This is a genomic window from Dactylosporangium sp. NPDC000244 (genome assembly GCF_040300725.1).
Lineage (GTDB): Bacteria > Actinomycetota > Actinomycetes > Mycobacteriales > Micromonosporaceae > Dactylosporangium.
This window is the reverse complement of record NZ_JBEPEH010000028.1, coordinates 112,602-131,972: the sequence shown is the minus strand read 5'-3', so window position 1 is coordinate 131,972 and position 19,371 is coordinate 112,602. Positions and strand designations below refer to the sequence as shown.

The 19,371-nt window shown below is 72.3% G+C and carries 15 protein-coding genes; 11 read left to right on the top strand and 4 right to left on the bottom strand.

Annotated features, from left to right (window positions below; genetic code table 11):
* Positions 1 to 370 precede the first annotated feature (370 nt).
* Positions 371 to 1,360 (top strand): alpha/beta fold hydrolase, encoded by a 990-nt coding sequence (locus ABT369_RS35570; protein WP_350618764.1) that lies wholly within the window; start codon positions 371 to 373, stop codon positions 1,358 to 1,360.
* Here the strand turns inward: ABT369_RS35570 and ABT369_RS35565 are convergent.
* Positions 1,347 to 2,348, bottom strand: a complete 1,002-nt coding sequence (locus ABT369_RS35565) for a saccharopine dehydrogenase family protein (protein ID WP_350618762.1) — start codon at positions 2,346 to 2,348, stop codon at positions 1,347 to 1,349. The genes ABT369_RS35570 and ABT369_RS35565 overlap by 14 nt on opposite strands.
* Before the next feature lie 58 nt (positions 2,349 to 2,406).
* Here ABT369_RS35565 and ABT369_RS35560 point away from each other — a divergent pair, with 58 nt between their 5' ends.
* The 5 genes from ABT369_RS35560 to galK all read left to right on the top strand — a co-directional run bounded on the left by ABT369_RS35560 (position 2,407) and on the right by galK (position 8,746).
* A complete protein-coding gene (locus ABT369_RS35560; protein ID WP_350618760.1) occupies positions 2,407 to 3,057 on the top strand; it encodes a DedA family protein in 651 nt (216 codons plus the stop codon).
* Between the two features lie 103 nt (positions 3,058 to 3,160).
* On the top strand, positions 3,161 to 5,320 hold the full coding sequence (locus tag ABT369_RS35555; RefSeq protein WP_350618758.1) for a HelD family protein: 2,160 nt from the start codon (positions 3,161 to 3,163) through the stop codon (positions 5,318 to 5,320).
* 426 nt (positions 5,321 to 5,746) lie between these two features.
* Positions 5,747 to 6,526, top strand: a complete 780-nt coding sequence (locus tag ABT369_RS35550) for a DeoR/GlpR family DNA-binding transcription regulator (protein ID WP_350618756.1) — start codon at positions 5,747 to 5,749, stop codon at positions 6,524 to 6,526.
* A 13-nt stretch (positions 6,527 to 6,539) separates the two neighbouring features.
* Positions 6,540 to 7,628 carry a galactose-1-phosphate uridylyltransferase gene (gene galT, locus ABT369_RS35545; protein WP_350618754.1) on the top strand — a complete coding sequence of 363 codons (1,089 nt, stop codon included), beginning with the start codon at positions 6,540 to 6,542 and terminating at the stop codon, positions 7,626 to 7,628.
* Positions 7,625 to 8,746: a galactokinase gene (gene galK, locus ABT369_RS35540; RefSeq protein WP_350618752.1), complete on the top strand. Its 1,122-nt coding sequence runs from the start codon at positions 7,625 to 7,627 to the stop codon at positions 8,744 to 8,746. Before galT ends, galK begins: the two co-directional genes overlap by 4 nt.
* Here the strand turns inward: galK and ABT369_RS35535 are convergent.
* Positions 8,743 to 10,857: an NPCBM/NEW2 domain-containing protein gene (locus ABT369_RS35535; protein ID WP_350618751.1), complete on the bottom strand. Its 2,115-nt coding sequence runs from the start codon at positions 10,855 to 10,857 to the stop codon at positions 8,743 to 8,745. The two genes, galK and ABT369_RS35535, sit on opposite strands and share 4 nt — an antisense overlap.
* A 253-nt stretch (positions 10,858 to 11,110) precedes the next feature.
* Here ABT369_RS35535 and ABT369_RS35530 point away from each other — a divergent pair, with 253 nt between their 5' ends.
* From ABT369_RS35530 to ABT369_RS35510, 5 genes are all read left to right on the top strand, one after another.
* Positions 11,111 to 12,199 (top strand): ABC transporter substrate-binding protein, encoded by a 1,089-nt coding sequence (locus tag ABT369_RS35530; RefSeq protein WP_350618749.1) that lies wholly within the window; start codon positions 11,111 to 11,113, stop codon positions 12,197 to 12,199.
* A gap of 73 nt (positions 12,200 to 12,272) precedes the next feature.
* Positions 12,273 to 13,778, top strand: a complete 1,506-nt coding sequence (locus ABT369_RS35525; protein WP_350618747.1) for a sugar ABC transporter ATP-binding protein — start codon at positions 12,273 to 12,275, stop codon at positions 13,776 to 13,778.
* Complete coding sequence (locus ABT369_RS35520; protein WP_350618745.1) at positions 13,775 to 14,737, top strand: ABC transporter permease; 963 nt, start codon at positions 13,775 to 13,777, stop codon at positions 14,735 to 14,737. The genes ABT369_RS35525 and ABT369_RS35520 overlap by 4 nt, the downstream gene beginning before the upstream one ends.
* Entirely contained in the window at positions 14,734 to 15,750 is a 1,017-nt protein-coding gene (locus tag ABT369_RS35515) for an ABC transporter permease (protein WP_350618743.1), read from the top strand. The genes ABT369_RS35520 and ABT369_RS35515 overlap by 4 nt, the downstream gene beginning before the upstream one ends.
* Before the next feature lie 182 nt (positions 15,751 to 15,932).
* Positions 15,933 to 17,282 carry a nitric oxide synthase oxygenase gene (locus tag ABT369_RS35510; RefSeq protein WP_350618741.1) on the top strand — a complete coding sequence of 450 codons (1,350 nt, stop codon included), beginning with the start codon at positions 15,933 to 15,935 and terminating at the stop codon, positions 17,280 to 17,282.
* Here ABT369_RS35510 and rocD read toward each other — a convergent pair.
* Together rocD and ddaH are read right to left on the bottom strand one after the other, a co-directional pair.
* Positions 17,268 to 18,548: an ornithine--oxo-acid transaminase gene (gene rocD, locus ABT369_RS35505; RefSeq protein WP_350618739.1), complete on the bottom strand. Its 1,281-nt coding sequence runs from the start codon at positions 18,546 to 18,548 to the stop codon at positions 17,268 to 17,270. The genes ABT369_RS35510 and rocD overlap by 15 nt on opposite strands.
* On the bottom strand, positions 18,545 to 19,336 hold the full coding sequence (gene ddaH / locus ABT369_RS35500; protein ID WP_350618737.1) for a dimethylargininase: 792 nt from the start codon (positions 19,334 to 19,336) through the stop codon (positions 18,545 to 18,547). The genes rocD and ddaH overlap by 4 nt, the downstream gene beginning before the upstream one ends.
* Between the last annotated feature and the right edge of the window lie 35 nt (positions 19,337 to 19,371).

Sequence of the window (19,371 nt, the reverse complement as noted above, 5' to 3'; positions counted from 1 at the left end):
CGACTTTTCGAATCAGCGCCCGCAGCCCGAGGCGGAGGGGGCGTTACGAGAGCCGCGACCAGCGCCCGGAGCCGAGGGTGAGGGAGCGTGGTGAGAGCCGCGACCAGCGCCCGGAGCCGAGGGTGAGGGAGCGTGGTGAGAGCCGCGACCAGCACCCGGAGCCGAGGGTGAGGGAGCGTGGTGAGAGCCGCGACCAGCACCCGGAGCCGAGGGTGACGGTGCGTTGTGAGAGCCGCGGCGCAGAGCTGCCGACCTTCGACCAGCGCCGGGGGACCCGAGGGGTGAGGGGCCGGTGAGGGGAGCATTGCGAGACCAGAGCGTTATGGGTAGATGGGGGGTAATCCTGGAAACATCCGGGTAACAATTGACCATGGGTACCGTCGCTTTCACGCCCGTACGGGTCAAGGACGGCGCCCAGCTGTACGGCGTGTTCCATCCCGCCGCGGCCAAGGTCCCCGGGCAGCGGCCGGTCACGGTGGTCCTCCTGCACGGCTGGACGCTCGACAACCGGCTGTGGCGCCAGCAGATCGCCGATCTGCCCGAGCGGCTCGGCGCACCGGTGCAGATCCTCGCGTTCGACCTGCGCGGCCACGGGCGCTCCGACGCCACCCGCGGGTCCGACGCCACCCTCGAGCAGCTCGGCGACGATCTCGCCGAGGTCATCCAGCAGCTCGTCCCGCGCGGGCCGATCGTGCTCTGCGGGCACTCGCTCGGCGGGATGGCGATCATGGAGTACGCACACCGGCACGCGGCCTCGTTCGCGCGCCGCGTGGTCGGGATCGTGCTCGTGTCCACGTCGGCCGAGGGGTCCTCGCGCACGAGCTACGGGCTCAGTCCCCGGCTCGCCCGGGTCATGCGGGTGCTCGAGGTGCAGGGGGCCGGGCTGCTCGCCCGCTCCGGCGCCTGGCGGCCGCACCGGCGGCTGATGCCGCTGCTCGCGCCCGGCGTGCGCTGGCTCGTCTTCGGCCACCGGGTCGACACGAGCTGGGTCGCGCTCACCGCGTCCATGGTCGGCAACGCCCCGCTCTGCGCCATCGGCGGCTTCCGGCCCTCCGTCGACCTGCACCACCGGGTCGAAACCCTGGCCGCGATGCGGGGACTGCCGGTCGCGGTGCTGGTCGGCTCGGCCGACCGCCTCACCCCGCCCGCGTGCGCCGAGACGATCGCGCGGGAGCTGCCCGACGCCGAGCTGCGCGTCTGCGACGAGGCCGGGCACATGCTGCCGATCGAGCGCCCGGACTCCGTGACGGACGCGATCGTCTCCGTGATCCGCCGCGCCGGGCCCCGGAGCCGGCGCACCCCGCGCCAGCGCGCGGCCGTCAAGGCCGTCAAGGCTGTCAAGGCCCTCAAGTCAGGGTGACGCTCACCCCGTCGAGCGTCCGGACGAAGCCGGCGCCGAGCGCGGACGAGGGCGTGTGCACGCCGGGAACCACCTCGCCGGCCATCACCCTCTGGACGGCGCGCAGGGACGCGTCGGCCGTCAGCGCGTAGGCGTTCGGGCCGGTCAGCGTCGCCGCGCGGGTGGCCCCCGCGGCGTCGCGGACCTCGGCCCACGCCTCGCAGCCGCTCGACTCGCGCACGGACGCGGCCGGGCCGCCCGGGCGGACCAGGGCCTGCGCCGCCCGCCGCAGCGGCGGGAACGCGAACAGCGGGGCGAGCACCGCACCCGGCGGGAGGGGCATGTAGACGGTGATGTCGGGAATACCGGTCGAATGCCAGGCCGTGACCAGGTCGCCCCAGCGGGTCGCGCCGACCCGGCGGGGCCCCGACGGGAACGGCACCGAGCGCGAGGGCCGGCCGAAGCGGGTCGCGACCAGCTCCCCGCCGGCGCGCCGCAGGGCGCCGGAGCCCATCTCGGCCAGCGCGGTGCGGGCGGTGCCGCGGGACAGTCCCCCGGGCGCCGAGAAGGCCAGCTCCAGGGCGACCGCCCCGGGCAGCTCGGCGGCGAGCAGCGCGGCGAGGCAGTCGGTCGGCACCACGTCGAACCCGGCCCCGGTGATCATTGCGACACCCGCCGCGCGTGCGGCCTCGTCCTGGGCGAACATCCAGGCGAACACGTCCAGCTCGCCGGTGATGTCGAGGTAGTGCACCCCGGCGGCGAGGCACGCCGCCACCATCGGGCGGGCGGTCGCGGCGAACGGGCCGGCGCAGTTCACCACGGCGTCGACGCCCTCGAGGAGCTCGCGGGACGGCGGGCCGGCGCGCCACGGCAGGCCGAGCTCCTCCGCGAGCGCGCGCACCGGGGCCTGCGAGCGGCCGGCCAGCACCGGACGCTCACCCCGGGCCACCGCGAGGCGGGCCAGCAGGGTACCGCTGTAGCCGTTCGCGCCGTACACCAGACAGCCCACGCTCAGGAAACTATGAGACCCTGGGCGGGAACGGAAGTCTCAAGGGGAGGGTCGGCCGGTGCATCACATTGAGGTGTGGATGGGCACACTCTCCCCGATCTGGGTCTACCTGCTGGTCGGGGCCGTGATCGGCGTCGAGAGCATGGGTGTGCCGCTGCCCGGCGAGATCGCGCTCGTGACCGCCTCACTGCTGTCCGTGTCCACCTCGGTGAACCCGTGGCTCGTCGCCTCCGCCGCCGCGGCGGGCGCGATCGTCGGCGACAGCATCGGATATCTGATCGGCCGGCGGGGCGGGCGCGCCCTGCTGGAGCGCTTCGGCCGGCGCTTCCCGAAGCACTTCGGCCCCCCGCACCTGGCCAAGGCCGAGCGGGCGTTCCAGCGCTGGGGCGTGTGGGCGGTCTTCTTCGGCCGGTTCATCGCTCTGCTGCGCATCCTCGCCGGGCCGCTCGCGGGTGCGCTCAAGGTGCCGTATGGCAAGTTCCTCATCGCCAACGCCACCGGCGGCATAGTCTGGTCGTTCGGCACCGTGTTCGCGATCTACTCGCTGGGCCGGGTCGCCGAGAAGTGGCTCAAGGACTTCTCGTGGGTGGCGCTCGCGCTGGCCGTCGTCGCCGGGCTCGCCACCACCTTCTACCTGCGTCGCAAGGCGGCCAAGGAGGCCGCGGCCCTGCGCGCGGAGGCCGAGAAGGAGCCTGCGGGCACGCCGTGACCCAGGCCCGGCACGAAGCCGACGGCCACGCCGTGATCGAAACGTCCCCGACTCGCGAGTAAGCTTTTGGGGTTGTTTTTCGCCGGGCGGCAGGAGTAGTGCGTTGAGCGACGCGGTTCGCGACTCGGAGATCGCCGCTGAGCAGGCTTATCTCGACCGGGTCTACGTGCGGCTGGACCAGCTGCGTGTGTCCGCGGCCGAGGTGGAGAAGGCCGGATACAGCCTGGCCAGGGTCGGCAACTTCGGCGCCCTGGTCGAGCGGGACGCTATGGTGTATCACGCGGCCCGGCGCCGGCGGGCCCTGGAGAGCGAGCACGACGGGCTGGTCTTCGGCCGGCTCGACCTCGGGCCCGACGGGGTCTCCGGCGCGGACGCCGCGGCCGTCGAGCCCGCGGTGCCGGACGGCGAGGTGCGCTACATCGGGCGGCTGGGGCTGCGCGACGAGGAGTACGAGTCGCTGGTCGTCGACTGGCGGGCGCCCGCGGCGGCGCCGTTCTACCGGGCCACGCCCGCCGACCGGATGGGCGTGGTGCGGCGGCGCAGCATCCGCAGTACCAACGAAAAGGTCGTCTCGATCGAGGACGACCTGCTCGATCCGGCCGCGGCCCCCGCCGACCTGCCCGTGATCGGGGACGGCGCGCTGCTGGCGAACCTGTCGCGGGCCACCGGCCGGGGCATGAAGGACATCGTCGCGACCATCCAGCGCGAGCAGGACGACGCGATCCGCTCCCCCGCCTCCGGGATCACGATCGTGCGGGGCGGGCCCGGCACCGGCAAGACCGCCGTCGCGCTGCACCGGGCCGCCTACCTGCTCTACGCCGACCGCAACCGGTACGAGAGCGGCGGCGTGCTCGTCGTCGGCCCCTCGGACGTGTTCGTCGGCTACGTGTCGCGGGTGCTGCCGTCGCTCGGCGAGGACACGGCCTCCCTGCGCTCGCTGGGCCAGCTCGTCGAGGGCGTGCAGGCGACCCGGCACGAGCCGCCCGAGGTCGCGGCGGTCAAGGGCTCGCTGCGCATGCAGCGGGTGCTCGGGCGCGCCGCGCGGGGCCCGGTGCCGGGTTCACCCGACAAGATCCGGATTTTGTACCGGGGTGAGCTGCTCACCCTCGACAAGCCCGCCCTGGACGAGCTGCGCCGCACGGTGCTCAACCTCGGCGTGAAGCGCAACGCCGCCCGGGCCAAGGCCGCCGGGCACGTGCTGGACGCGCTGTGGCGCCAGAGCGTGCAGCTGCTCCCGTCGGGCCGGCAGCAGCAGCGGGCCGAGTTCGCCTCGGACATCGCCGAGCGGCCCGAGTTCGGGCAGTTCATGCGCGGCTGGTGGCCGGTGCTGCGCCCCGCCGAGGTGCTCGGCTGGCTGGCCGACCGCCAGCGGCTGCAGCGGTGGGCGAACGGGATGCTGAGCAACCGCGAGATCGCGACCCTGGCGGCGGCCATCGACCCCGAGTCGCTCTCGGTCGAGGACGTGGCGCTGCTGGACGAGCTGCACGAGTACCTCGGCGATCCCCCGGTGCGCAAGCGCGCCGCCCGCGACCCGTTCCACGTGGCCGAGGGCGTGCGCGAGGTCGCCACGATCTCCCAGCGCATGGCGGCCGCCCGCGAGCAGGCGCTCGAACGCCCGGACGACTACCGCGACTACGCGCACGTCATCGTCGACGAGTCGCAGGACGTCTCCCCCATGCAGTGGCGCATGATCGGCCGCCGCGGCCCGCACGCCACCTGGACGATCGTGGGCGACCCGGCCCAGGCCGCGTGGGCCGACGCCGCGGAGTCGCAGAAGGCGATGGAGGCGGCCGTCGGCACGCGCCGCCGCTCCCTGTTCACCCTGACCACGAACTACCGCAACTCGGCCGAGATCTTCGCGGTCGCGGCCCGGGTCATCCGCGCGGCCCAGCCGGACATCGAGCTGCCGACGGCCGTACGCTCCTCCGGCATCGAGCCGGTCGAGACCCTCGCGGCGGCCGCGGACCTCGCGGCGGCGGCGCGCTCGGCCGCGGCGGCCCTGCTCGAGCAGGTCGAGGGCACGGTCGGCGTGATCACCCCGACGGCCCGGCGCGCGGAGATCGCCGCGTGGCTCGACGGGCTCGACGGGCAGCGGCTGCAGACGGTCGGGGCGCTGGACTCGAAGGGCATGGAGTACGACGGGGTGCTCGTGGTGGAGCCGGCCGACATCCGCGACGAGGCGTCGACCGGTTTCCGGACGCTGTACGTGGCCCTGTCCCGGGCGACCCAGCGCCTCACGACGGTGGGCACCAGGGACTTCTGAGCGCACTTCCGGGCTCTGCGGCGGGAGAGGTTCGTCGCTTCCTCCTCAGCAAGGCACAGAACCAAACGAGAACCTCCAGTACGGCGACAGTCCTCGAACAACCGGACATTGTCAATGGATCTCGGCCGATGATCAGGAGTGATTTGCCGAGATCGATGCTGCTATGTCCGGAAAGCCCATCGACGCACATTGGCAGCCCGAGGGACCCGCGCGGGGGGTGTCACCCACACTTCCCTGTTCGAGTTTGTTGACTTCTGGTCGTCTAGGTTCGAAGCTGTACGCCATGCGAGCGGCCGAGGACTTCGACCGGGCCACCGGGGCGCGCCGACGTGCGGGAGTCGTAACGTCTGCGGTGGAACCCGTTGTGGGTCCGGTCACTCGCGCAGCCGTGCACACCCCCGCTGCGCCTGCGAAGGGAACGGCGTGATGCTCGCACAGCAACGGCAGGCGGCCATCCTCGATCTGGTCCGCCGCCACGGTGGCGTGCGCGTGAGCCAGCTGGTCCGCCAGTTCGGCGTCTCCGACATGACCATCCGGCGCGACCTCGAGGCGCTGGCCGACCGCGGACTCGTGGACAAGGTGCACGGCGGGGCCACCATCGCCGGGCCCGGCTCCACCGAGGAGCCCGGCTTCGACGCCAAGTCGGTGCGCCAGCGCAACGAGAAGGCGTCGATCGCCGAGCGGGCCGCCAAGCTGATCGAGCCGCACACCGCGGTCGCGCTCTCGGCGGGCACCACCACCGCCGCGCTCGCCGCGCACCTCGTCGATGTCCCGGGACTGACCATCGTCACCAACTCGATCCCGGTCGCCGACACCCTGTACCACGCCGGGCGCCCGGACCAGACGGTCGTGCTCACCGGCGGGATCCGCACCCCCTCGGACGCCCTCGCGGGCCCCGTCGCCGAGGCCGCGATCGGCTCGCTCAACGTGGACGTGCTGTTCCTCGGCGTGCACGGGATGAGCCCGCGGACCGGCTTCACCACCCCGAACCTCATGGAGGCCGGCACAAACCGCCTGCTCGTCGCCGCCGCGCGCCGGCTCGTGGTGCTCGCCGACCACACCAAGTGGGAAATGGTGGGCATCGCGACCATCACCCCGCTCGACGAGGCGGACATCCTCATCACCGACATCGGGCTGGCCGCGGAGGCGCGCGTGCAGCTCGCCGAGCGCGTCGGTGAGCTCATCGTCGTGGATCCGAACGGTTAACCCTGGAGAACGAGTGAAGCGAACGGTCACCCACCTCGCCGACGGCCGGGAGCTCATCTACTTCGATGAGCGCGACGACGCGTCCCGGGACGCCGTCGACCAACGGGACCTCCCGCCGCCCCCACCGGCGTCGGAGATGCGGCACGACCCGATCCTCGACGAGTGGGTCGCGATCGCCGCGCACCGCCAGGGCCGCACGTTCCTGCCGCCGACCGACCAGTGCCCGCTGTGCCCCTCGACGCCGCAGCGGCCGAGCGAGATCCCCGCGCCCGAGTACGACGTGGTGGTCTTCGAGAACCGCTTCCCGTCGTTCAGCCACCGCGTCGGGCCGGCGCAGGGCGACATCCTGCCCGGGCTCGTGCCGACCCGCCCGGCCGCCGGGCGCTGCGAGGTGGTCTGCTTCACCTCCGACCACAACGCCTCGTTCGCCGCGCTGACGCCCGCCCGGGTGCGCACCGTGATGGAGGCGTGGGCCGACCGCACCGCCGACCTGTCCACCCGCGACGACATCGAGCAGGTCTTCTGCTTCGAGAACCGCGGCGAGGAGATCGGTGTCACGCTCTTCCACCCGCACGGGCAGATCTACGCGTACCCCTTCGTCACCCCCCGCACCCGCCGCATGCTGCGCTCGGCGCGCGAGCACCGGGAGCGCAGCGGCGGGTCGAGCAACCTCTTCGCCGACGTGCTCGCCGCCGAGCGGGCGGCCGGGACGCGGATCGTGGCCGGCAACGAGCTGTGGACCGCGTTCGTGCCCGCGACGGCCCGCTGGCCCTTCGAGATCCACCTGTACCCCAACCGCCGGGTCGCCGACATCCCCGCGCTCACGACCGAGGAGCGCGACGCGTTCGGCCCGCTGTACCTCGAGGTGCTGCGCCGCCTGGACGGGATGTTCGGGCTGAAGATGCCCTACATCGCCGCGTGGCACCAGGCCCCCGTGCGCGTCGCGCGCGACCTGGCCTACCTGCACCTGCAGCTGTTCAGCACCCGGCGGGCGCCGGGCAAGCTCAAGTACCTGGCCGGCTCCGAGTCGGCGATGGGCGTGTTCGTCAACGACGTGCGGCCCGAGCAGGCCGCCCAGATGCTGCGGGAGGTCGTCCTGTGAGTACGGCCCTGCAGAGACTGCCGGAAGGTCCCTGGGACGCCGTGTGGGCGAGCCCGGGCCGGGTCAATCTCATCGGCGAGCACACCGACTACAACGACGGCTACGTGCTGCCCTTCGCCCTGCCGCACCTGACCGTCGTCGGCGGCCGCCGTACCGGTGGCGAGTCCTGGACGGTGTCGTCGGAGCAGACCGGCGAGACGGTGACGTTCGGCCCCGACGACAAGGTCGAGGGCTGGGGCGCGTACATCGCCGGGGTCGTGTGGGCCCTGCGCGAGGCCGGCCACGATGTCCCGGGCGCGTCCCTGGCGATCGCGTCCGACGTGCCGTTCGGGGCCGGGCTGTCCTCGTCGGCCGCGCTGGGGTGCGCGGTGATGGCCGTGCTGGTGGACCTGGCGGGGCTGGACGTGCCGATGGCGGTGCGGCCGCGGCTGGTCCAGCGGGCCGAGAACGAGTACGTGGGGGCCCCGACCGGCATCATGGACCAGTCGGCCTCGACGCTGTGCCGCGAGGGCCACGCGCTGTTCCTGGACTGCCGGTCGCTGGCCACCGAGCAGGTGCCGTTCGACCTGGCGGCGCAGGGGCTGGCGATCCTCGTGGTGGACAGCCGGGCCCCGCACGCGCACGTGTCGGGCGAGTACGCGGCCCGCCGGCGCAGCTGCGAGGAGGCCGCGAAGATCCTCGACGTGACGGCGCTGCGGGACGTGGAGCCGGCCGGCCTGGAGGCGGCCCTCGCGCGGCTCGACGACGAGGTGATGCGCCGGCGCGTGCGGCACGTGGTGACCGAGGACCAGCGGGTGCTCGACACCGTGGAGGCGCTGCGCGCGGGCGATGCCCGGCCGATCGGGCCGCTGATGACCGCCTCGCACGAGTCCATGCGCGACGACTACGAGATCACCGTGCCCGAGGTCGACACCGTCGTCTCCGCGGCCCTGGCCGCGGGCGCGTACGGCGCCCGGATGACCGGCGGCGGGTTCGGCGGGTGCGTGCTGGCCCTCGTGGACGCCGAGCGCTGCGAGGCGGTCGAGGCGGCGGTGCGGGGGGCGTTCGCCGATGCCGGCTTCGCGCCCCCCGACGCCTTCGTGGTCACCCCGGCGGAGGGGACCCACAAGATCCGTTAGCAGACCAGGCGCGCGTCGGCCCAGTCGGCGTGGTCGTAGTCGATGCTGCCCGCGCCGCCCAGGACCAGGCGGACGTTGGAGCGGCCGGTGACGTCCACGTCGATGGCGACCGGCGCGCCGGCCGTCACCGTCGGGCTCGTGTACAGCGTCGTGCCGTCGCCCAGCACCGAGAACGTCACGCCCGTCGAACTCGTGCCCACCTCGGCGTCCAGGCCGCCGACGGCGGTGAACCGGGTGCAGCCCGCGGATGGCACGGTGATGTCGCTCGCCGCGTGGGCGCCGACCCCCTTGGGGTAGGACACGCCGCCGACGGTGATGACGCTGCCGTCCGCGGCCGCCTGCTCCCCGTTGGACATGTCCCGCTCCGGCTGGCCCCAGCCGTTGCTGGTCGCGCCCCAGGTGCGGTCGCTGACGGCCGAACCCGAGCCGGTGCCGCCGCAGACCAGGGTCGGGCTCCCCCAGTCCGCGTGGTCGCTCGTGATGCCGTTCGTGCGGGCGTCCGTGACGCGCAGCTCCAGGTTCAGGTAGCCGCCCGTCGACACGGTCAGGCGGGTGGGTGCCTGGCCGCCGGTCTTCACGCCGGAGTAGCCCAGCAGGCGGCCGTCGCCGTAGACCGCGAAGCGCACCGAGCCCGCGGTGCCCGTCTCGTTGTCGACCCCGACCTGCGCGGTGAAGGTGCGGCAGGCCCGGCCCAGGTACACCTGGACGGCCGAGTCCGCGTGCACGCCGAGGCCCTTGGCGAACGTGGTGCCGCCGATGTTGAGCGTCCCGCCGTCGCCGGCCGCCTGTTCGCCGTTGGCACGGTCGCGCTCGACCGGGCCCCAGCCGTTGCTGGACGCGGCCCACGTCATGTCGCTGACCTGGTAGGTGCCGGCCGCGGGCGCCCCGGACAGGGAGCCCGCGCGGGTGACCCGGAACATGGCGACGCCGTGGGAGGGCACCGAGGCGCTGAGCGCGCCCGTGGTGGTGCCGGTCGCGCCGGTCCAGAGGTTCTTGGTGGCGTACGAACTGGAGCCGGCGAGTCCGAGGGCCGCCGCGCTCGTCGAGACGGTCGCGGTGGCCCCGCCGCGGTTGAACAGGACCACGGCGACCGACCCGTCGCTCATCGGCTTGGCCCAGACCTCCTGGTCGCCCGAGTCGGCGATGCGGCGGCCCTGGGAGCCGCCCCAGTCCCGGTTCACGGCGATGACGTCGGCGTTGCGCAGCACGCCGAGGGTCGTGGCGCTGACCGAGCGCAGGTCGTTGCCGAGCAGCAGCGGCGCGGACAGCAGCGACCAGAGCGAGAAGTGGGCGACGTTCTCGTCCTGGGTGAGCGAGCCGTTGCCGACCTCGAGCATGTCGGGGTCGTTGTAGAAGCCCTTGCGCGCGAACGGCTCCAGCCCGGCCTGCTGGTCCAGGAGCGAGGTGATGCTGCCCCAGCTGGCGTTGATGTCGCCGGTGGTGCGCCAGGAGCTGCCCCCGACGTTGGGGCCGAAGACCCACGGCTGGTCGTCGCCCCAGTTGCAGATGCTGTAAACGATCTGCCGTCCGGTGGCCTTCAGCGCGTCGCCCATCGCCTTGTAGCGGTCGTAGGCGGGGCGGCCCTGGTTGTTGCAGTTGTCGTACTTGAGCAGGTCCACGCCCCAGGAGGCCCACGTCTGGGCGTCGGTGGTCTCGTGGTCGAGGCTCGCGGGCAGTCCCTGGCAGGTGGCGGTGCCGGCCGAGGAGTAGATGCCGAGCTTGAGGCCGCGGGCGTGCACGTAGGTCGCGATGGCCGCGATGCCGCCCGGGAAGCGGGTGGGGTCGGGCTGCAGGCGTCCCTGGGCGTCGCGGGTGCTCGCCATCCAGCAGTCGTCGATGTCGACGTAGGTGTACCCGGCGTCGCGCAGGCCGGTGCTGACCATGGCGTCGGCGGTCGCCTTGATCAGATTTTCGTCGATGTTGCAGCCGAACCGGTTCCAGCTGTTCCACCCCATCACGGGGGCGGTGAGGGGGCCCGGCTGCGGCGTGGCGGTGGCCGAAGCCGGCGATGTGACGGTCACCAGGACGGGGACGGACGCCGCGAGGGCCAGCCCGAGGGTCGTGGCGGCGGCGGTCAGGGCGCGTTGCAGCGCCCCGGAAGATCGGATCATCGCAGCTCCCAGGCAGTACGAGATCGAATATGTTGAATATTGTTGTACGCCGCTCCCCATCTCCGCACAAGGTCCCCCATCGATGTCGGGAAGGCATCGATGGGGTCTCGGTCATGTGACAGTTGGTGTTTGGTTTTGGGCGGGTGGGTGGAAAGTCTTGACAGAAAAAGTTTGAGGATGAGTGAATGCGATACACCTCGATGAGGTCCCGCACAGACACCCCAGTCGATCCCTCGCTCAAGGGAGTTGCACCATGATCAATATGCGTGGCCACTGGCGGCCCGCTCTGGCCGTGCTCAGCGCCGCGGCCCTGCTGATGACCGGCTGTGCGAAGTCCGAGGACGACAACGCCGGGTCCGGCACGTCGGCGAACGCCTCCGCCGCCGCGCAGGCCACCAAGTCGGCCGACGCCTCCGGCGCCAGCTGCACGCTGCAGCAGTTCGGCGGCACCAAGATCGACCTGAAGACGGCCCAGGTGGGCTTCTCCCAGTCGGAGAAGGAGGCCAACCCGTTCCGCATCGCCGAGACCCAGTCCATCAAGGACGAGGCGAAGAAGCTGGGCATCCCCGAGGCCAACCTCAAGACGACCAACGCCGACTCGAAGTTCGACAAGCAGATCACCGACGTGAGCACCCTGATCGACCAGGGCGTGCAGCTGCTGATCGTCGCGCCGCTGAACTCCGACGGCTGGGACTCGGTGTTCGCCAAGGCCTCGGCGAAGAAGATTCCGATCATCACGATCGACCGGAAGATCAACGCGAAGAGCTGCACCAACTACCTGACCTTCATCGGGTCGGACTTCGCGGAGCAGGGCAAGCGGGCCGCCGACAAGATGGCCAAGGCCCTCAACAACACCGGCACGGTCGCGATCCTGCTCGGCGCGCCGGGCAACAACGTCACCACGCTGCGCACCAGCGGCTTCAAGGACGAGATGGCCAAGGTCGCCCCGGGCATCAAGATCGTCTTCGAGCAGACCGGCAACTTCTCCCGCGAGGAGGGCCAGAAGACGGCCGAGCAGCTGCTGCAGGCCAACCCGAACGTCAACGGCATCTACGCCGAGAACGACGAGATGGCTCTCGGCGCGGTGACCGCCCTCAAGGGCGCCAGCAAGAAGGCCGGCGACGTCAAGATCGTGACGATCGACGGCACCAAGGGCGCGGTCCAGGGCATCGTCGACGGCTGGATCTACTCGGTCATCGAGTCCAACCCGCGCTTCGGCCCGCTGGCCTTCTCCACCGCTGAGAAGTTCTTCAACGGCGACGCGATCCCGGAGAACATCATCATCTCCGACCGCGAGTACGACTCCACCAACGCGTCGTCCGACATCGGTCTGTCCTACTAGGCCTGGTAACCCCGGTCCGCGCCAGGCCCTTCGCCTGGCGCGGGCCGGGGTTCGACGCGTGAAGAGAGGCAACATGTCCCTGTTGGAAGTCACCGGGGTCAGCAAGCAGTTCCCGGGCGTGCGCGCGCTCGACGACGTCTCGTTCACGCTGAACGCGGGCGAGGTGCACGCGCTCGTCGGCGAGAACGGCGCCGGCAAGTCCACCCTGATCAAGGTCCTCACCGGCGTGTACCGCCCGGACGGCGGCGAGGTGCGCTACCAGGGCGAGCCGGTCTCCTTCGGCGGCCCGCTGGACGCCCAGGCGGCCGGGATCTCCACCATCTACCAGGAGGTCAACCTCGTCCCGCTCATGAGCGTGGCGCGCAACCTCTTCCTGACCCGCGAGCCGCGCAACCGCCTCGGCCTGGTCGACGTCGCCCGGATGAACCGCGAGGCGGCCGAGATCCTCTCCGGCTACGGCATCACCTCCGACGTGCGCCGCCCGCTGGGCCTCATGCCCCTCGGCGCGCAGCAGATGGTCGCGCTGGCCCGGGCCGTCATGGTCGACGCCAAGGTCGTCGTGATGGACGAGCCGACCTCCTCGCTCGAGCCCCGCGAGGTGGAGACGCTCTTCGGCGTCATCCACCGGCTGCACGAGCGCGGCGTCGGCATCATCTACGTGAGCCACCGCCTCGACGAGCTGTACCGCATCTGCGACAGCGTCACGATCCTGCGCGACGGCAAGCTCGTCCACGCGGGCAAGCTGGCCGACCTCGAGCGCGTCCAGCTCGTCTCGCACATGCTGGGCCGCCCGGTCTCGGCCGAGCGCTCGTTCACCAGCTTCGCCGGCGAGCACGACGCCGCCGGCGGCCAGCCGGTGCTGCGGGCCACCGACCTCAACAGCCGCCACCACCTCGCCGGGGTCAGCTTCGAGGTCCGGCCGGGCGAGGTCGTGGGGCTCGGCGGCCTGCTCGGCGCCGGGCGCAGCGAGACCATCAAGGCGGTGGCCGGCGCGCTGCCGCTGGACAGCGGGACGGTCGAGGTCGGCGGCCGGCCGCTGCGCCGCCCGACCCCGGTGAGCGCGCTGAAGGCCGGCATCGCCGTGCAGCCCGAGGACCGCAAGGCCGAGGGCATCGCGCTGGGGCTGTCGGTGCGGGAGAACATCGCCCTGGCGATCCTGCCCCGGCTCGCCACCGCCGGCGTCGTCTCCGAGCGGAAGATCGACGAGATCGTCGACACGTTCATGAAGCGCCTGCGGATCAAGGCGTCCAGCCCGCACCAGCGGGTCGGCGACCTCTCCGGCGGCAACCAGCAGAAGGTGCTGCTGGCCCGGCTGCTGGCGACCGGCCCGAAGGTGCTGCTGCTGGACGAGCCGACCCGCGGCATCGACGTGGGCGCGAAGGCCGAGGTGCAGGCGCTCATCGACGAGCTGGCGTCCGAGGGCCTCGGGGTGGTGCTGGTGTCCTCCGACGCCGAGGAGCTCATCGAGGGCTCCGACCGGGTCGTGGTCCTGCGTGATGGCGCCGTGGTGGGGATGCTGCGCGGCGAGGAAGTGACGACGGAGCATTTGATGAACGTGATCGCGGTGGCGTCGTCATGACCGACACGACGGCTGTCAACAAGCTCGACCTGTCCCGCTGGCGCCGGCTGCTGCCGGTGTACGGCGTGTACGTGGCCCTGCTCGTGCTGGTGCTGTTCAACATCGTCTACACCGACAACTTCCTCGAGTGGTCGAACCTGCGCATCCAGCTCGTCCAGGTCACCCCCGTGGTGATCGTGGCGCTGGGCATGGCGCTGGTCATCGGCACCGAGGGCATCGACCTGTCGGTCGGGTCCGTGATGGCCCTCGGGGCCGCGATCATCCCGCTGTACCTCGGCTACGGCCCCGTCCCGGCGATCGTCCTCGCGCTCGTCGGCGGGCTGGTCATCGGCCTGGTCAACGGCGGGCTGGTGGCCTTCGTCGGCCTCCAGCCGATCGTGGCGACGCTGGCGATGCTGGTGGCGGGCCGGGGCATCGCGCTCGTGCTGTCCAGCGGGCGCTACAAGGACATCCACGACCAGAACTTCATCGAGATCGGCACGGGGCAGTTCTTCTACGTGCCCTACACCGTGTGGATCGCCGCGGCGCTGGCCGTCGTGGTCGGCTTCGTGGTGCGCCGGACGGTCTTCGGCCGGCGGCTGCTGGCCATCGGCGACAACCGCCCGGCCGCGGTGCTGGCCGGCGTCCCGGTGCGCCGGGTGCTGGTGACGGTCTACGTCATCAGCGCGATCCTCGCCTCGATCGCCGGCGTCATCCAGGTGGCCCGGATCGGCTCGGCCGACGCGTCGCGGATCGGCCTGCTCATCGAGCTCTCCGCGATCACCGCGGTGGTCGTCGGCGGCACCCCGCTGACCGGCGGCAAGGTGCGCGTGCTCGGCACCGTGGCCGGCGCGCTGCTCATGCAGCTGCTGACCGCGACGATGATCGCCAACAACCTGCGCGACTCGACCGCGCAGATGGTGCAGGCGGTCATCATCCTGGTCGCCGTGTACGCGGCCCGCGAACGGAGGACCCGATGAGCCAGACCGTGGTCACGCCCCCGGCCAAGGCGGCCCGGGCCGAGGCCGCCTCGATGCGCACCGAGCGGATCGTCGAGCTGGTGCAGCGCCAGGGCGCGCTCGCCGTGCTCGTGCTCGTGATCGTCGTCGGCGTCGTCACGTGGGACAGCTTCCGCACCTTCGACAACCTCGGCACGGTGCTCATCTCCACCGCGCCGCCCGCGCTCATCGCGCTCGGCATGACCTTCGTGATCATCAGCGGCGGCATCGACCTGTCCGTCGGGTCGCTGTACGTGCTGGGCGGGGTGCTGGCCGCCTGGGCGTCGCAGTTCGGCACCTGGGCCGCCTTCGCGCTCCCGCTGGCCGTCTGCGGGGTGTTCGGGCTGGTGCAGGGGCTCATCATCGCCTACGCGCGGCTGGCGCCCTTCATCGTCACGCTCGCCGGGCTGCTCGGGGCCCGCGGGCTGATGCTCGCCCTGTCCGACCAGGGGGCCGACACCTACCTGGTGAAGACGGACTCCTTCAAGCACTTCGGCACGGGCGAGCTGGGCGGGATCGGGTACCCGGTCTTCGGAGTCGTGGTGCTCTTCGCGGCCGGGATGCTGCTGCTGTACCGCAGCCGCTTCGGCCAGTCCGTCTACGCCATCGGCGGCAGCGAGGACGCGGCCCGCCTGATGGGCGTGAAGATCCGCAGCACCCAGGTGCGGGTCTACGTGCTCTCCGGCCTCCTGGCCGGGCTCGCGGGCACCATCAACGCGGCCCGCCTCGGCTCCGGCGTCACGGTGCTGGGCACCGGCATGGAGCTCGACGCGATCGCCGCGGTGGTCGTCGGCGGCACGCTGCTGACCGGCGGCGCGGGCACCCTCGGCGGCACCATCGCCGGCGTGCTGCTGCTCCAGGTGATCCAGAACATCATCAACCAGATCGGCACCGTCACGTCGGCCTGGCAGACGGTCATCAGCGGGGCGTTCATCGCGCTGGTGGTCGTGGCGCAGACCTACCTGGCCCGGCTGCGCCGGGTGGCCTCCGGTTAGTGGGGTGGGGGCCGAGAGGGGAGCGCCGCCGGAACCGGCGGCGCTCCCCTCGCATTTTCTGCAACTTGCAATAGCTGACGCTGCGATGCCGGCCGCACACCGTGTGCGACCTCGACCTTCCGCGCGCTTACACGATGTCCTCCTTGCCACCCGCACTGGAACATCCGCGTTGGAGGTTGCGCGTGAGCGTGCCCGGATACCGCGACACGCAGGGACGGCCCTGGGACGACCACGCCCCCGTGGATCCCGCCGAGGCCGAGGACTTTCTGGCTCTCTTCCACCACGAACAGCCCGGGGGGAACGGGCGTGAGCGCCTGGCCCGGGTCCGCGACGAGATCGCCGAGACCGGCACGTACGTGCACACGTACGCCGAGCTCGTCTTCGGCGCCCGGGTCGCCTGGCGCAACGCGAGCCGCTGCATCGGCCGGCTCTACTGGCGCAGCCTCGTCGTGCGCGACCTGCGCAAGGTGACCACGCCCGGCGAGGTCGCCGATGAGCTCGTCCGGCACCTGCGCCTGGCCGGGCAGCGCGAGCGGCACGTGATCCGCCCGATGATCTCCGTCTTCGCCCAGCACATCCCGGGCCGGCCGGCCGTGCGGCTGTGGAACGACCAGCTGATCCGCTACGCCGGGCACCGCCACCCGGACGGCACCGTCGTCGGCGACCCGCAGTACACGCAGTTCACCGAGACGCTGCGGCAGTACGGCTGGCACGGCAAGCCCGACAACCCCTTCGACGTGCTGCCGCTGGCGATCGAGGCCCCCGACGGCTCGGTCACGCTGCGCGAGCTGCCCGAGGACGCGGTGTGGGAGGTGCCGATCGAGCACCCGGAGCTGCGCTGGTTCGCCGAGCTGGGGCTGCGCTGGCACGCCATCCCGGCGATCGCGAACATGCGCCTGACCATCGGCGGGGTGGACTACCCGCTCGCCCCGTTCAACGGCTGGTACCTCGGGACCGAGATCGGCGCCCGCAACCTCGCCGACCACGACCGGTACAACCTGCTGCCGCTCGTCGCCGCGCGCATGGGCCTGGACACGTCGACCGAGCGCTCGCTGTGGAAGGACCGCGCGCTCGTCGAGCTCAACCGCGCGGTGCTGTGGTCCTTCGACCAGGCGGGCGCGCGCATCAGCGACCACCACACCGAGTCGGAGCGGTTCCTGGCCCACATCGCGAGCGAGGAGCGCGGCGGCCGCCCGACCCCGGCCGACTGGTCGTGGGTCGTGCCGCCGCTGAGCTCCTCGACGCTCGGCGTCTTTCACCGGTACTACCCCGAGGCCGACCAGCGCCCCGCGTTCTACCTGGACGCGGAGGCCCGCGAGCTCGGCCGGCGGGGACGCTCCCCGATCACCCCGCCCGCGGCCGCCCGGTGCCCGGTCGTGCACGGCGAACGCCCGCCGCTGCCCCGCCCGCGCCCGATGCCGGCGGTCGTCCCGCCGGTGCGCCCCGCATCCCCGGACGTGCTGGTGATGGAGGCGCCCCCGGCGGTGCCCGAGCAGCGTTCGGGCTGGTTCAACCGGTTACTGCGCCGCTGAGCCCTTGAGCACCTCGGCCAGGGCGTCCACGGCGAGGTCGATGTCGGCCTCGGTGACCACCAGCGGCGGCGCGAGGCGCAGCGTCGAGCCGTGGGTGTCCTTGGCCAGCACGCCGCGGGCCATGAGGCGCTCGCTCGCCTCGCGGCCCGTCATGAGCGCGGGGTCGATGTCGATGCCCGCCCACAGGCCCCGGCCGCGCACCGCGGTCAGGCCGTGGCCGACGAGCGCGTTCAGCCGCCGGTGCAGGTGGGCGCCGACCTCGCGGGCGCGGGCCTGGGGCTCGCCGGTCTCCAGCAGGGCGATGACGGCCCGGGCCACGGCGCACGCGAGCGGGTTGCCGCCGAACGTGGAGCCGTGCTCGCCCGGCCGCAGCACGCCGAGGATGTCGGCGTTCGCCGCGACCGCCGACACCGGCACGATGCCGCCGCCGAGGGCCTTGCCCAGGATGTACATGTCCGGCACCACGGACTCGTCGTCGCACGCGAACGTGGCCCCGGTGCGGCCGAGGCCGGACTGGATCTCGTCGGCGACGAAGAGCACCCCGCGCTCGGTGCACAGCCGGCGCACGCCGGGCAGGTAGCCGCGCGGCGGTACCAGAACCCCCGCCTCGCCCTGGATCGGCTCCAGGAGCACGGCCACGGTGGTGTCGTCGATCGCGGCCGCGAGCGCGTCGAGGTCGCCGTAGGGCACCACGACGAAGCCGGGCGTGTAGGGCCCGTAGTCGGCCCGGGCCTCGGGGTCGGTCGAGAAGCTCACGATGGTCGTGGTCCGGCCGTGGAAGTTGCCGTCGGCCACGATGATGGTGGCCCGGCCGTCGGGGACGCCCTTGACCTTGTACCCCCACTTGCGCGACACCTTGATCGCGGTCTCCACGGCCTCGGCCCCGCTGTTCATCGGCAGCACCAGCTCCTTGCCGGTGAGCCGGGCCAGGTCGGCGCAGAACGGGCCGAACTGGTCGTGCAGGAAGGCGCGGCTCGTGAGCGTGACCCGGTCGAGCTGCTCGCGGGCGGCGGCGACGAGGCCGGGGTGGCGGTGGCCGAAGTTCAGCGCGGAGTAGCCGGCGAGGCAGTCGAGGTAGCGGCGCCCGTCGACGTCGGTGACCCAGGCGCCCTCGGCCTCGGCGATGACGACCGGCAGCGGGTGGTAGTTGTGCGCGGTGTGCTGTTCCGCCGCCTCAACTGCCGATGCGGTGCGACTGTCGACGCCGGTGCGACTGTCGACGCTGTCGCGATTGTCGACGCTGGTGCGATTGACGACGCTGGTCATGCGCGGACCTCCAGGGTGCAGCACTTCGGGCCGCCGCCGGCCTTGTGCAGCTCGGAGACGTCGACGGGGACCGGCTGGAACCCTTTCGACGCTAGCTCCCCGGCCAGGCGGACGGCGGCGGATGGCAGGACGACCCGGTGGCCGTCGCTGACCGCGTTGAGGCCCAGCACGGCGGCGTCCTCGGCGGTCGCGAGCACGGCGTCGGGGTACAGCCGGCGCAGGACCGCCTGGCTGCCCGCGGAGAACGCGCCCGGGTAGTACGCGATGGTGTCCTGCGACAGCACGGTGAGCGCGGTGTCGAGGTGGTAGTAGCGCGGGTCGACGAGCTGCAGGGTCAGCACCGGGCGGCCGAAGAGCTCCTGCGCCTCGGCGTGCGCGGCGTGCTCGGTGCGCAGCCCGGTGCCGGCCAGGATGCGCTCGCCGGCCAGCAGCAGGTCGCCCTCGCCCTCGTTGACGCTCTTGGCCGGGTGCACGTCGAAGCCGTTGCGGGCGAACCACTCCAGGTAGGCCGGGCCCTCGTCGGCGCGCTCCGGGTGGCGGAACTGCGCGCCGTAGACCCGGCCGTCCACCACGGTCGCGCCGTTGGCGGCGAAGACCATGTCGGGCAGGCCGGGGACCGGGTCGATGAGCTCGACGGTGTGGCCGAGCGACAGGTACAGCTCGTAGAGGGTCGTCCACTGCTCGACCGCCCGGCCGGCGTCGACCGGCTGGGTCGGGTCCATCCACGGGTTGATCGCGTAGTCCACCGCGAAGTACGTCGGGCGGCACATGAGGTAGCGACGACTCATGGTCACAACCTACGACCCGTCCGGACGACGAACCA

What these genes read in the sequence shown, in the direction of transcription:
- ABT369_RS35570 (WP_350618764.1), top strand. Translation starts at nt 371, where the DNA reads ATGGGTACCGTCGCTTTCACGCCCGTACGGGTCAAGGACGGCGCCCAG.
- ABT369_RS35550 (WP_350618756.1), top strand. Translation starts at nt 5,747, where the DNA reads ATGCTCGCACAGCAACGGCAGGCGGCCATCCTCGATCTGGTCCGCCGC.
- ABT369_RS35535 (WP_350618751.1), bottom strand. Translation starts at nt 10,857, where the DNA reads ATGATCCGATCTTCCGGGGCGCTGCAACGCGCCCTGACCGCCGCCGCC.
- ABT369_RS35530 (WP_350618749.1), top strand. Translation starts at nt 11,111, where the DNA reads ATGATCAATATGCGTGGCCACTGGCGGCCCGCTCTGGCCGTGCTCAGC.
- ABT369_RS35525 (WP_350618747.1), top strand. Translation starts at nt 12,273, where the DNA reads ATGTCCCTGTTGGAAGTCACCGGGGTCAGCAAGCAGTTCCCGGGCGTG.
- ABT369_RS35520 (WP_350618745.1), top strand. Translation starts at nt 13,775, where the DNA reads ATGACCGACACGACGGCTGTCAACAAGCTCGACCTGTCCCGCTGGCGC.
- ABT369_RS35515 (WP_350618743.1), top strand. Translation starts at nt 14,734, where the DNA reads ATGAGCCAGACCGTGGTCACGCCCCCGGCCAAGGCGGCCCGGGCCGAG.
- rocD (WP_350618739.1), bottom strand. Translation starts at nt 18,548, where the DNA reads ATGACCAGCGTCGTCAATCGCACCAGCGTCGACAATCGCGACAGCGTC.
- ddaH (WP_350618737.1), bottom strand. Translation starts at nt 19,336, where the DNA reads ATGAGTCGTCGCTACCTCATGTGCCGCCCGACGTACTTCGCGGTGGAC.